12 protein-coding genes are annotated in these 13,126 nt (G+C 71.6%); 8 read left to right on the forward strand and 4 right to left on the reverse strand.

The window, feature by feature from the left end:
• The first annotated feature begins 115 nt into the window (after nt 1-115).
• The 7 genes from MKD51_RS00805 (at nt 116) to MKD51_RS00835 (ending at nt 7,742) form a co-directional block, all read left to right on the forward strand.
• Nucleotides 116-1,456, forward strand: coding sequence for an MFS transporter (locus tag MKD51_RS00805; protein ID WP_240237087.1), 1,341 nt, complete (start codon nt 116-118; stop codon nt 1,454-1,456).
• Nucleotides 1,453-2,532 carry a zinc-binding dehydrogenase gene (locus MKD51_RS00810; protein WP_240237089.1) on the forward strand — a complete coding sequence of 360 codons (1,080 nt, stop codon included), beginning with the start codon at nt 1,453-1,455 and terminating at the stop codon, nt 2,530-2,532. Before MKD51_RS00805 ends, MKD51_RS00810 begins: the two co-directional genes overlap by 4 nt.
• Complete coding sequence (rhmD, locus tag MKD51_RS00815) at nt 2,529-3,704, forward strand: L-rhamnonate dehydratase (RefSeq protein WP_240237091.1); 1,176 nt, start codon at nt 2,529-2,531, stop codon at nt 3,702-3,704. Before MKD51_RS00810 ends, rhmD begins: the two co-directional genes overlap by 4 nt.
• Before the next feature lie 66 nt (nt 3,705-3,770).
• Entirely contained in the window at nt 3,771-4,625 is an 855-nt protein-coding gene (locus tag MKD51_RS00820; RefSeq protein ID WP_240237093.1) for a fumarylacetoacetate hydrolase family protein, read from the forward strand.
• Nucleotides 4,626-4,672: 47 nt separating this feature from the next.
• Nucleotides 4,673-5,908 (forward strand): alpha-hydroxy acid oxidase, encoded by a 1,236-nt coding sequence (locus MKD51_RS00825; RefSeq protein ID WP_240237095.1) that lies wholly within the window; start codon nt 4,673-4,675, stop codon nt 5,906-5,908.
• A gap of 87 nt (nt 5,909-5,995) precedes the next feature.
• The gene (locus tag MKD51_RS00830; protein WP_240237097.1) at nt 5,996-6,751 is read left to right on the forward strand and encodes a glucose 1-dehydrogenase; all 756 of its coding nucleotides are present in this window, start codon (nt 5,996-5,998) and stop codon (nt 6,749-6,751) included.
• Between the two features lie 37 nt (nt 6,752-6,788).
• The gene (locus MKD51_RS00835) at nt 6,789-7,742 is read left to right on the forward strand and encodes a ribokinase (RefSeq protein ID WP_240237099.1); all 954 of its coding nucleotides are present in this window, start codon (nt 6,789-6,791) and stop codon (nt 7,740-7,742) included.
• A 51-nt stretch (nt 7,743-7,793) separates the two neighbouring features.
• On the opposite strand, the gene MKD51_RS00840 is transcribed toward MKD51_RS00835, so the two are convergent.
• The gene (locus tag MKD51_RS00840; RefSeq protein WP_346986676.1) at nt 7,794-9,470 is read right to left on the reverse strand and encodes a stealth conserved region 3 domain-containing protein; all 1,677 of its coding nucleotides are present in this window, start codon (nt 9,468-9,470) and stop codon (nt 7,794-7,796) included.
• A 201-nt stretch (nt 9,471-9,671) separates the two neighbouring features.
• Here MKD51_RS00840 and MKD51_RS00845 point away from each other — a divergent pair, with 201 nt between their 5' ends.
• On the forward strand, nt 9,672-10,583 hold the full coding sequence (locus tag MKD51_RS00845) for a phosphodiesterase (protein ID WP_346986677.1): 912 nt from the start codon (nt 9,672-9,674) through the stop codon (nt 10,581-10,583).
• Nucleotides 10,584-10,596: 13 nt separating this feature from the next.
• Here the strand turns inward: MKD51_RS00845 and MKD51_RS00850 are convergent, their stop codons facing one another.
• From MKD51_RS00850 to MKD51_RS00860, 3 genes are all read right to left on the reverse strand, one after another.
• Nucleotides 10,597-11,436 carry a hypothetical protein gene (locus MKD51_RS00850; protein WP_240237103.1) on the reverse strand — a complete coding sequence of 280 codons (840 nt, stop codon included), beginning with the start codon at nt 11,434-11,436 and terminating at the stop codon, nt 10,597-10,599.
• 65 nt (nt 11,437-11,501) lie between these two features.
• Complete coding sequence (locus tag MKD51_RS00855) at nt 11,502-11,948, reverse strand: SRPBCC family protein (RefSeq protein ID WP_240237105.1); 447 nt, start codon at nt 11,946-11,948, stop codon at nt 11,502-11,504.
• Between the two features lie 22 nt (nt 11,949-11,970).
• Entirely contained in the window at nt 11,971-13,080 is a 1,110-nt protein-coding gene (locus tag MKD51_RS00860) for a hypothetical protein (RefSeq protein WP_240237107.1), read from the reverse strand.
• Between the last annotated feature and the right edge of the window lie 46 nt (nt 13,081-13,126).

A 13,126-nucleotide genomic window follows, 5' to 3' on the forward strand; every position in this document is an offset into this window, starting at 1 on the left:
CCCGCGCCCCGCACGGGTTGCGCCGCCGGGAGGTCCGTGGCATCATCTGGCGGCTTCACACACGTGAACCCCGATTCACATACGTGAACGACTCTGGTGATCGATGGAGATTCCCTTGACCGACACTCGCTCCGCAGCCCTGGCACCGGTGATCCGCAAGGTCACCGCGCGACTCATCCCGATCCTGCTGCTCATGTACATCCTGGCGTTCCTCGACCGCTCGAACCTCGGGTTCGCGAAGGATGCCTTCCAGGCCGACACCGGCATCTCCAACGCCGCCTATGCGCTCGGCGCCGGCATCTTCTTCCTCGGCTACGCCGTCTTCGAGGTGCCGAGCAACATGCTCATGCAGCGCGTGGGTGCCAAGGTCTGGCTCGCCCGCATCATGATCAGCTGGGGCATCGTCTCGGCCCTCATGATGTTCGCCGTCAACGAGCCGATGTTCTACCTGCTGCGCGTGCTGCTGGGCATCGCCGAGGCCGGCTTCTTCCCCGGTGTCATCTGGTACCTGACGAAGTGGATCCCGGTCGAGCACCGCGCCCGCGTCAACGGCCTGTTCTACTTCGGCGCCCCGCTCGCCTTCATCTTCGGCGGCCCGCTCTCCGGCCTGCTGCTCGACCTCGACGGCCTCGGCGGCATGCACGGCTGGCAGATCATGTTCCTCGTCACCGGTGTGCTCACCGTGATCGTCGGATTGGTGTGCATCGGCTACCTCGACAACGGCCCGCGCGACGCGAAGTGGCTCACGCAACAGCAGAAGGACCTGCTGATCGCCGCGCTCGAGCGCGAGGACGCCTCGAAGGCCGACCACTCGCCCCGAGGTGCCCTGCGAGCGCTGGCGAACCCCGCCGTGCTCTACTTCGCGGTCGCCTACCTGACGATCCAGATGGCCGTCTACGGCATCACCTTCTATCTGCCGTCGACCATCGGCACGGTCGTCGGCGAAGACGTCGGACTCATGGTGGGCCTGCTCACCGCTGCCGTCTGGAGCTTCGCGATCGTCGGCGTGATCATCGCGACTCGCATCGCCGATCGCACAGGGCAGCGGCGGGTCGTGGCAGCGGTCACGCTGGGACTGTCGGCCATCGGCATCCTGCTCTCCGTCCTCGTCGAGCAGCCGGTGCTCGTGCTCCTCGCACTCGCCCTCGGCGCGGCCGGCTTCATCGCGGTGCAGCCGGTGTTCTGGACGCTCCCGACCTCCTTCCTCGTGGGCGGCGCCGCAGCATCCGGCATCGCGCTCATCAACTCCATCGGCAGCCTCGGCGGCTTCCTGGCACCGATCGTGAAGAACGCCGCAGACGAGGCCTTCGGCGCAGCGGGCGGCTCGTACGCGCTCGCCGCGATCGCCGCAGCCGGCGCGATCCTCATCGCGTGCAGCCACCTGGTCTCGCGTGCCGTGCGCACGATCGGCGAGCGCACCGAGGCGAGCGCCGTCGTCGCGGAGGAGGCTCGATGAAGGCGCTGCGACTCGAGGAGCTTGGCCGGCTCGAGGTCGTCGACCTGCCGGACCCCGAGCCCGGTGCCGGCGAGGTGCGCCTGCGCATCATCGCCACCGGCATCTGCGGCTCCGACATCCACGGCTTCACGGGTGAGAACGGCCGCCGCTTCCCCGGGCAGGTGATGGGCCACGAGAGCGTCGCCCGCATCGACGCGCTCGGCGCCGGGGTCGAAGGGCTCACGCTCGGCGACATCGCCACCTTCAATCCCGTCGTCGTGCCGGAGGCAGAGGCGGATGCATTCCGGGGGCGCGAGCAGATGGCCCCCGGCAAGCACGTGATCGGTGTGGCCCGCGAGGTGGTCTCCTCGTTCGCGCAGCTCATCGTCGTGCCTGCGCGCAACGTGGTGCCGCTGCCGGCGTCGATGCCGGTCGAGCTCGGCGCGCTCATCGAGCCGCTCGCGGTCTCGGTGCATGCGGTGCGCCGCTCGGGCGTCGGGGCCGGAGACCGCGTGCTCGTCGCCGGCGGCGGCCCGATCGGCCAGTCGGTCGTGCTGGCGCTGCAGATGGCGGGCGTCGAGCGCATCGCCGTCACCGAGCTGAGCGCCTCGCGCCGCGAGCTCGTCTCCCAGCTGGGCGCGACGGCGCTCGATGCCGCGGGCGACGACGTCGTCGAGCGCATCCACGCCGCGCTCGGCGGCGAGGCCGATGTCGCGATCGACGCGGTCGGCGTCGAGCCGACGCTGCGCACGAGCCTCCAGGCGACCCGCATCGGCGGCACCGTCTGCCTCGTCGGCATGGGTGCGCCGAAGCTGGGCCTCGACGCCTTCCTGGTCTCGACGCAGGAGCGCACGATCGTCGGCAGCTTCACCTACTCCGCGCAGGACTTCCGCGACGCGGCGGCGTGGATCGGGCAGGCGCCGGCGCAGGCGGCGGCGCTCATCACCAAGACCGTGCCGCTCGCCGAGGGCCACGCGGCCTTCGCCGAGCTGGCGGCGCACGCCGACATACCCGGCAAGGTCCTCATCCGCATCGACGAGACTGAGCCCATCCGCACCCCCGACCCGAGCCGAGACACCGACGAGGAGCAGCGATGACGCAGCGCACCATCAAGGAGGTCCGCGCCTACACCGTTCGCGGCAAGGGCGCCGACTACCACGACCAGGACGGCTACCACTGGATCGATGACCACATCGCGACGCCGATGTCGGTCTACCCGGAGTTCCGGCAGTCGCGCCAGTCGTTCGGCATCAACGTGCTCGGCACGCTCGTGGTCGAGATCGAGGCCGATGACGGCACCGTGGGCTTCGCGGTCACCACCGCGGGTGAGATCGGCGCCTGGATCGTCGAGAAGCACCTCGCGCGCTTCCTCGAGGGCCGCCCCGTCACCGACATCGAGCGCATCTGGGATCAGATGTACCGCTCGACCCTCTACTACGGCCGCCGCGGCGTCGTGCTCAACACCATCAGCGGCATCGACCTGGCGCTCTATGACCTGCTCGGCCGCCTGCGCGGCGAGCCCGTCTACGCGCTGCTGGGCGGCACGGTGCGCGACGAGCTGCAGTTCTACGCCACCGGCGCCCGGCCGGATCGCGCCAAGGAGCTCGGCTTCATCGGCGGCAAGATGCCGCTGCACTTCAGCCCCTCGGAGGGCCAGGAGGGCTTCAACAAGAACATCGCAGAGCTCGCCGAGATGCGCGAGCGGGTCGGCGACGACTTCTGGCTCATGTGGGACTGCTGGATGTCGCTCGACGTCGAGTACGCCACACGCCTCGCGCACGCCGCGAACGAGCACGGCCTCAAGTGGATGGAGGAGGCGCTCATCCCCGACGACTACTGGGGCTACGCGCAGCTCAAGCAGCAGGCGCCCGCAGGCATGCTCATCACCACCGGCGAGCACGAGGCCACCCGCTGGGGCTTCCGCCAGCTGCTCGAGACCGGCGTCGACATCATCCAGCCCGACGTCGGCTGGTGCGGCGGCATCACGGAGCTCATCAAGATCTCGGCGCTCGCCGACAGCCACGGCACCATGGTCGTCCCGCACGGCTCCTCGGTGTACTCGTACCACTTCGTCGTCACCCGCACGAACAGCCCGTTCGCCGAGTTCCTGATGATGCACGAGACCGCCGAGGAGGTCGTGCCGATGTTCTCGCCGCTGCTGCTGAACGAGCCGGTGCCGGTCAACGGCCGGCTCGTCGTGCCCGAGACGCCCGGCTTCGGCGTCGAGCTCAACCCCGAGGTCCCGCGCGACCGGCCGTTCACCCACTGACCGACGGGCGCCCACCGACGACCGGCGCATCCGCCGACCTCACGCATCCACGAACAGGAGAACCCCATGCGATTCCAGCGACTTGGTGAGCCGGGTGCCGAGATCCCGGTGCTCGTCGACGGCGAGCGCCGCCTCGACCTGCGCGGCATCACGACCGACATCGACGGCACCTTCCTCGCGGGCGGCGGCGTCGAGCGCGCGAAGGCAGCGCTCGCGACCGGCGAGCTGCCCGAGCTCGAGGGCGCGGCCGCGATGCGCGTCGGCGCCCCCATCGCCCGCCCGACGGCGGTGCTGTGCATCGGCCAGAACTACGCCGCGCACGCCGCCGAGTCGGGCGACGCGGCTCCAGAGGTGCCGATCCTGTTCTTCAAGCACCCGAACACGGTGGTCGGCCCCGAGGACGACGTCGCCATCCCGCCGAACGCCGCGACCGTCGACTGGGAGGTCGAGCTGGGCATCGTGATCGGCACGCGCGCCCGCTACCTGGCCTCCGACGAGGAGGCGCTCGCGTCGATCGCCGGCTTCGTCGTCTCGAACGACGTCTCCGAGCGCGAGTTCCAGACCAAGCACTCGGGCGGCCAGTGGTCGAAGGGCAAGTGCGCCGAGACCTTCAACCCGCTCGGCCCGGAGCTCGTGACGGCCGACGAGGTCGAGGTGCAGTCGCTGCGCCTGTGGTCGAAGGTCAACGGCGAGCCCCGCCAGGACTCCTCGACCGCCGACATGATCTTCCCCGTCGCAGAGATCGTGCGGCACCTCTCGCAGTACCTCGTGCTCGAGCCGGGCGACCTCATCAACACGGGCACGCCGCAGGGCGTGGCGCTCTCCGGCCGCTTCCCGTATCTCGTCGCAGGTGATGTGATGGAGATCGGCATCGAGGGCCTCGGCCAGCAGCGGCAGCGCCTCGTCCCCGCCGTGATCTGAACGCACCAGCACCGCCCGCACGCATCCGACCTGAGGAGCACGACACCGTGGAACGACGCATCCCCACCCTGACCGATCTGCGCGCGACCCTGAACTTCCGCAAGCCGGGCAACCCGGCGGCCATGCGGCTCGGGCTCGCGCAGACGATCGGGGATCTGCGCACGATCGCGAAGGCGCGCACGCCGAAGGGACCGTTCGACTACACCGACGGCGCCGCCGAGGGCGAGATCGGCATCGCCCGCGCGCGGCAGGCGTTCGAGGATGTCGAGCTGCACCCCGCGGTGCTGAAGGATGTGACGGATGTCTCCACGTCGTGGGATGTGCTGGGCACGCCGAGCGCGTTCCCGCTTGCCATCGCGCCGACGGGCTTCACCCGGCTGATGCATGCCGCGGGCGAGACCGCTGGGGCGCAGGCGGCCGCGGCCTACGACATCCCCTTCACCCTCTCGACGCTCGGCACCACCTCGATCGAGCGGGTGCGCGAGGCATCGCCCGACGGCCGGCTGTGGATGCAGCTCTACATGATGAAGGAGCGGCACCGCTCGCTCGAGCTCGTCGAGCGCGCGCGGAAGGCCGGCTACGACACCCTCATGATCACGGTGGACACGCCCGTCGCCGGCGCTCGCCACCGGGACGCCCGCAACGGCATGGCGTTCCCGCCGCAGCTGTCGCTGTCGACCCTCGTCGACGCGGCGCCGAAGGTCGAGTGGTGGTGGAACTTCCTCACCACCGAGCCCGTCACGTTCGCCGCGATCTCGAAGTGGGACGGCACGGTCGGCGAGCTGCTCGACTCGATGTTCGACCCCTCCGTCGACTACGAGGCGTTGGCCGAGGTGCGCGCAGCCTGGCCGGGCAAGCTCATCGTGAAGGGCGTGCAGTCGGTCGCCGACGCCCGCACGCTCGCCGACCTGGGCGTCGACGCGATCACGCTGTCGAACCACGGCGGTCGCCAGCTCGACCGTGCGCCCGTGCCGTTCCTGCTGCTGCCGGAGGTCGCGCGCGAGGTCGGCAAGGATCTCGAGATCCACCTCGACACGGGCATCATGTCGGGCACCGACATCGTGGCGGCGGTGGCCCTCGGCGCCCGCACGACGATGGTCGGCCGGGCCTACCTCTATGGGCTGATGGCCGGCGGCCGTGCAGGCGTCAACCGCGCGCTGTCGATCCTGACCGGCGAGGTGCAGCGCACGATGCGCCTGCTGGGCGTCGCCTCGCTCGAGGAGCTCGGACCGCAGCACGTCACGCAGCTGCAGCGCCTCGCACCGCGAGCGCTGCAGGGCTAGGCGGAGAGCGGGAAGCCTGGCCGCGGCGTAGCGTTGGACCTCGTGGAGGCGCCGACGGCTCCTCGACACGATGCGGAGGAGCAGACGATGGCACGGTTCGACGGCAAGGTGGCACTGGTGACGGGCGGCGGCTCCGGCATCGGCGAAGCAGTGAGCAAGCGGCTCGCGAGCGAGGGCGCGAAGGTCGTCGTCACCGACATCGCACTCGATGCCGCGCAGCGCGTCGTCGGCGAGATCGAGGCCGCGGGCGGCACCGCGCTCGCCGTGCAGCAGGATGTCGCCTCGGCCGAGGATGCCGCGCGCGTCGTGGCCGCGGCCAAGGAGACCTACGGCGCCCTGCACCTCGCGGTCAACAACGCGGGGATCGGCGGCGCTCCCGCCCGCACCGGCGACATCGAGCCGGATGCGTGGCAGCAGGTCATCGACGTCAACCTCACGGGCGTGCTCCACGGCATGCGGGAGCAGATCGCAGCGATGCTCGAGCACCCGAAGGAGTCGGCGATCGTCAACATGGCGTCGGTCCACGGATCGGTCGCCGCGCCCATGTCGAGCGCCTACACGGCGACCAAGCACGCGGTCGTCGGCCTCACCAAGAACGCTGCCGCCGAGTATGGCCCCGAGGGCCTGCGCATCAACGCGGTCGGCCCCGGCTACATCCTCACACCGCTGCTCGAGGACAACCTCGACCAGGACGCCCGCGACGCCATCGCCGCCAAGCACGTGCTCGGCCGCCTCGGCACGCCGGAGGAGGTCGCGGCGCTCACCGTGTTCCTGCTCTCGGACGACGCGAGCTTCATCACCGGCTCGTACCACCTGGTGGACGGCGGCTACACGGCGGTCTGACGGCGCTGCTGGCGAGCAGGCGCGTTAGCCTCGACGCATGCCAGCACCGCGCGACGGCGTGTTGATCGTCGGATCGATCAACGCCGACCTCACCGCCTACTCCAGCCGCCTCCCGCAGCCCGGCGAGACCTTCACGGGTGACGCCTTCGCGCTCGGCCTCGGCGGCAAGGGGGCCAACCAGGCCGTCGCCGTGGCGAAGGCAGGAGCAGCGGCGCACATGGTCGGATGCGTCGGCGACGACCGGTTCGGCAGTCTCGTCACGTCGAGCCTCGGTGAGCACGGGGTGCGGCTCGAGCACGTGCGCACGGTGGCTGGCGACAGCGCCGATGGCGACGCTGGCAGCACGCACACCGGCATCGCCCACATCCGCGTCGCGGGCGGTGAGAACGACATCGTCATCGTGGCCGGCGCCAACGCGTCGCTCGACGAGGCGCAGCTCGACGCGGCGTTCGCGGCGCTCGGCGATCGCGTCGCCGTCATGCTGACGCAGCTGGAGACGCCGCTCGAGATCACGCTCGCCGCGGTGCGGCGCGCGCACGACGCGGGGATCACGGTGATCCTCGACCCGGCCCCCGCACGGGCGCTCCCCGAGGAGATCTGGCCGCTCGTCGACATCATCAAGCCCAACGAGACCGAGGCGGCGCTGCTCACCGGCCTCGCGGTCGACTCCGCGGCATCAGCTGCCGTGGCCGGTCGCTGGTTCGTCGAGCGCGGCGTGGACGCAGCCATCATCACGATGGCCGGCGCCGGCAGCGTGCTCGTCACCGCGGAGGGTGTCAGCGAGCACGCGCCCATCGCGGTCGAGGTCGTCGACACGACGGCTGCGGGAGACGCCTACGCGGGGCACCTGGCCGCATCCATCGCCGCCGGCCTCGGCATCGACGAGGCCATCCGGCGCGCGAGCGCTGCCGGCGCGGTGACCGTCACGCGTCGCGGCGCATCCGCGAGCCTCGCGAGCGCCGCAGAGGTCGACGCGCTGCTGCAGGGCTGAGGCGGCTCAGGTCGAGCGCACAGCCGGAGCGCTGCTCAGGCGAGCAGCGGCTCAGGCCGGTCGCGGTCGCCGAGGGCGAGCCTGGCCGGTCGGCACCCGCTCCCATGGCGCAGGGATCGGGAAGTAGGCCTCGAGGAAGTCGGTGACCGCGCGGTTGCGCTCCTCAGTCGTGAGCTCCGGCTGGCTGCCGTCGTTGAGGCAGAACATGTCCTGGTCGCGCTTGCGCAGCAGCCGCTCCATCGCCGGCAGCGACTTGCGCAGCGTGGTCTCGACGTACTGCACCTTGGCGGTCGTCTGCTGCACCGCGCGCCCGGTCATGAGCGCGTAGTAGTGGTAGAGCGAGTTCGTCACCGAGATGTCGGTCGCCGAGCGGAAGCGGGCGGCCGCGGTGCGGCGGAAGTCCTCGGGGAACGCCGTCTCGAGCTCGGCGATGACGCTGCGGCGCAGCGGGGCGGCGCAGTGCTCGAGGTGCCGCGTCGTGACCGCGCCGAAGCGCTCGCGCAGCAGTCGCCGGTTGTAGCGGGCGGCGTTGTCGTGACCGGAGCGCGCCGGGTCGGTCTCGCCCAGCCCGATGCGCGTCGTCGCCTCGACGAACTTCGTCACCCCGCCCGCCGAGAAGAACAGGTCGGGCTCGAGCTGCCTGCCGAAGAACATGTCGTCGTTCGAGTAGAGGAAGTGCTCGCTGAGCCCCTCGATGTTGTGCAGCTGCGCCTCGACCGCGTGCGAGTTGTAGGTGGGGAGCGCCGAGCGGTCCGCGAACATGTCCTCCGCGCGCACGATCGTCACCTTCGGATGCGCGGCGAGCCAGGCGGGCGCCGGCGAGTCGGTCGCGATGAAGATGCGGCGCACCCAGGGCGCGTACATGTGCACGGAGCGGAGCGCGTACTTCAGCTCGTCGATCTGCCGGTAGCGGGCCTCGGAGTCGTCGCCCTCGCCCACGACGTAGGAGCGCATCTGCTCTGCCCGCTCGCGCTGGAACTCGCTGGCCGAGCCGTCGACCCAGGAGAAGACCATGTCGATCTCGAAGGTGACGTCGCTGGCGAGCGGCTCCCACATGTGCTGGATCGTCTGCCACTCGCGGCCGTAGCGCACGACGGTCTCGCGCACCGCCTCGTGCCGCGGCATGGATGCGCGCATGAGGGCGTTCGGCAGCGGAGCGACGAGGGTCTCCTCGCCGAAGCGCCACAGCTCGAGCTGCACTGCCGTCTCCGGGCCGTAGCGCAGCCGCCCGGCGGGCTCGACGCGAGGTCGGTGGATGCGCATCACCGATGCCTTCTTGTGGCCGGCGAGCTCGCCGTCGGCCAGCAGGATGGGACCTCGGCGAGCCGCCTTCTCCGGCGCGACCGCCTCGGCGTAGAAGGGCTCGTCCGCGAACGCCGCCGCGAGCGCCGCCGCGAGCTCCTTGCGACGGGCGCGATCCACGGCGATGATCGGCCAGCCCCGGTCGTCGCGCACCAGCAGGCAGGGGATGCCCGCTCGCTCGATCGCGCCCCCGATCGCCAGCAGATCCTCGACCATCGACTCGCGCGGGGTCATGTGGCCGTTCGTGAGCGAGTAGCGGCCGTTGCGCAGCACGACGTCGGGGCGATCGAAGCGGTTGAAGCGGCCACCGGAGGGCACCAGCACCGGTTCGTGGGCGTCGGAGACCCGGATGCCGGGCGGCTCCTGGCGCGCTGGCGCGAACGCGCTGCGCTGGCCGTCGATGCCATGCTCTCGAACGTCGCTCACTGCTGGGTCGGCTCCTGCCTGCGGGGTGCTGGGTGTCGCCCCATGGTAACCCGCACCAGCCGGGGCGAGATCGCTCGGCCACTGCTGGCGTTCGGCCTGAGTACACGCCGAGTTCACGGCGCGTTCGCGCGCACCTGCTGGGCTAGCGTTCGAGCAGTGCCCGGTACCGTGCACGCCCCGAGAGATCGGATGGGACGAATCGTGACGACCCGCTCGGCCGAGCATCCCCGGCCGGATCACTTCCTCCTCCACATCTCCGACACCCATCTGCTCGCGGGCGGCGGGCGGCTCTACGACCGCGTGCCGAGCGAGGAGCACCTGCGCCGGCTGTTCGCCGAGTTCGAGGCATCCGGCGCCCGGCCCGACGCGATCGTGTTCACCGGCGACCTCGCCGACCGCGGCGAGCCGGATGCCTACCGGCGGCTGCGCGAGATCGTCGACCCGGTCGCGGCCGAGCTGTGCTCCCGCGTCGTGTGGGTGATGGGCAATCACGACGACCGCAGCGCCTTCCGCACGGCGCTCCTCGACGAGCCCGCCTCCAACGCGCCCGTCGACGCCGTGCTCGACCTCGACGGGCTGCGCATCATCACGCTCGACTCGACGGTGCCCGGCCACCACCACGGCATGGTGAGCGCCGAGCAGCGCGACTGGCTGCGCGCGGTGCTCGCCACCCCCGCGCCGCACGGCACGATCCTGGCGATGCACCATCCGCCGGTGCCGAGCGTGCTCGACCTCGCGGTGAGCGTCGAGCTGCGCGACCAGGCGAGCCTCGCCGAGGCGCTCGTCGGCACCGATGTGCGTGCGATCCTCGCCGGCCACCTGCACTACTCGTCGACCGCGACCTTCGCCGGCATCCCCGTCTCGGTCGCATCGGCCACCTGCTACACGCAGGATCTCAACGTGCCTGTCGGCGGCACCCGCGGGCGCGACGGCGCGCGAGCCTTCAACCTCGTGCACGTCTACCCGACGACGGTGCTGCACTCGGTCGTGCCGCTGGGCAGCTTCGCATCGCTCGATTGGATCGACGCCGAGGAGTCGGCCCGTCGCCTCGAGCGCGCCGGCGTGGCGATCGCGGCGAGCGCGCGCGTAGCGACGCAGCTCATCGGCGCGTAGGGACGCGGCGGCGTCAGACCAGGCGCGCCTCGATGGTCACCTCGTCGGTGACCTCCACCTGCACGTCGGCGACGCGGATCCCCGGCGGCAGCTCCGACGCGAGGTCGATGCGCCTGCCCTCGAAGCGCGCGATCTTGCCGCGGATCGCACCGAGCATCGCCGAGAGCAGCGGGTTGCCGCTCTCGACCCGGATGCCCGAGAGCGTCACGCCCATGGTGTCGTCGATCGAGGCGTCGGCAGAGCCGGTGACGTGCGCGCCCAGCAGCCCCTTGCGCACCTTGGCGTCGAACGCCACGCGCAGCTGCTTCGGCCCAGCCTGCTCGACGTCGAGGTCGAAGCGCGAGACCGTGATGCCGCGGTCGAGCAGCGCCGACTCGGCGAGCCCGAGCACGGCCTTGCCCAGCTGCTCCTTCGGCACCGCGACGCGGGCGTGCCCGTGCAGCGGATGCTCGTCGTCGGGAGGCGAGAGCTCGACGGCCAGCTCGCGGTTGTCGGTCTCGATCCAGCGGAACGGCACATCCATCAGCTGCGCGTCGAGCCGCACGGCCGCGCCCGAGATGAACATCGGGTCGGCCTTCACCCGCAGCTCACGCAGCACGGCGTCCTCCGCAGAGACCGGTGCCCCCTGCGGCTCGAGCCGCGCGCGATCGCGGTCATGCTCGCCGGCGAGCGTGAAGTCGGTGAGATCGAGATGCAGGTGCTGGACGTCTGGACCGTCGAGCTCTGCGTCGATCATGGAGGTGCATGCGATGCCAGCCGGCTCAGCCGCCACCACGAGGGTGCGGATGCGCTTCTCCAGCTGTGAACCGGAGGTCGGCCTGGGTGCGTGCCCGAGGAGGATGCTTTCAGCCACGCCCGCGAGCCTACGCTGGTTCTGCCAAGAGTCCAGCCAGCGCCCGCGACACGCTGGCTGGGAGTTCAGCGCACCAGCAGCGCGCGACGCATGCCGTCGGCGGCGCCCCGCATGACACGGGCGTGCTGGCCGCTCAGCCGGTGGTGCAGCAGCGGGCTCAGCAGCCGCAGCAGCCGCGAGCGCGCCTCGACCTGCTGCCCGAACACGATCCGGCTGCCGGTCGGCGTCGCGGCGATGCGCCACGTGCACCAGCCCTCGAGGTCTCCGGTGATGCGCGCCCGCAGCGCATCGGGCCTGCCGGGCGCCTCGGTGATGGTGATGCGGATGCGGTATCCGAGCGGGGCGCGCACCTCCAGGTCGGCGGCGCGGCGGCCGGGCGTCGACGCGTCGGCGACGACGCGCACGCCCGGCCACCAGTCGCCGTAGCCCCGGACGTCCTCGAGCAGCGCACGCACCGCATCCGCCGACGCCTGCACCTGCCACTGGTGGCCGAAGCGGTAGTGGGTGCGCATGCCGCCATTCTGCCGATGCCGGCTATGCGGACCGCCGGTGCAGCGCGTAGCCCCAGGCGGCGATCGCCAGCAGCGGACCCCAGAGCCAGAACGGCAGCACGAGCCCCAGCGTCAGCTGGTCGAGCGCCGGGACGCCCTCCCGGTCGACGCTGCCGAGCCCCATGATGCCGATGCCGCCGACCGTGAACAGCACCGCCACGAGCAGCGCGGGCACGACCGCGAGCTGCACCGGCACCGGCCTGCCGCCGACGCGCGGCACCCAGCGCGGGAAGCGCTCGCCCCACGGCAGGATCAGCCCGAGCGTCAGCAGCGCACCGACCAGCATCGCGGTGCCGAGCAGCAGCCCCGTCACGACGGTGTCGGGCGAGGCGTCGAGCACCTCGCGACCAGGACCGAGCAGCGGCCATGGGGTCAGCCACGAGGCGCGCGCGACCAGGTACGGCAGCGCGCAGGCGGCCGCGGCGATCGTGACGGGCACGCGGGCACGACGCACGGCATCCGCCACCCTGCTGCTCGCGCCGGGCACCGCGAGCGCGAGCATGGCGAGGCCTGCGAGCGCGTGGGCGAAGGTCGCCAGCAGCGTCAGCCACACACCACCCATGCCGTCGGCGAAGATCGCGACGAATCGGCTGACGGCGAAGGCACCGGAGAGCTCGCCCGCCGCCAGGCCGGCTGCGACGACACCGAGCAGCGGGATGCCGACGGCGGGGCGGCGGAACGAGAGCACCACGAGCAGCAGCGGCACCGCGACGAGCACCGTCATCGCCAGCACATAGCCGGCGCCCGCGATGGCCGAGCCCGGCATGGTGATCGCGGCCGCGAGCCCGAGCAGGCCGGCCGCGAGGTGCGCGGGGCCGGCCGGCAGCACCCGGTGCAGCGCCACGACCAGCAGCGCGAGCAAGCCGATGCCGATCTCGGCGAGCGCGGCCTGCTGCCCGAGGAAGCCGAGCAGGCCCGGCATGTCGCTGTCGAAGGGCGAGAGCTGCGGCAGCAGCAGCGCGAGGAGGCCTGCACCGGCGACGGCTGCCGCGCCGACGGCGGCTGCCGGCAGGGCGAGGCGGCGGATGCGCGGGTCGGCAGCGCCCGCGAGTCGCGGCAGGTGGATGGGTGTCTGGCGGGGTTCGGTGATCATGCCCCGACGCTAGGTTCGCCCCGTCGGGCGCCGCCTCGCCCGACGG

The organism is Agrococcus sp. ARC_14, assembly GCF_022436485.1.
GTDB lineage: Bacteria > Actinomycetota > Actinomycetes > Actinomycetales > Microbacteriaceae > Agrococcus.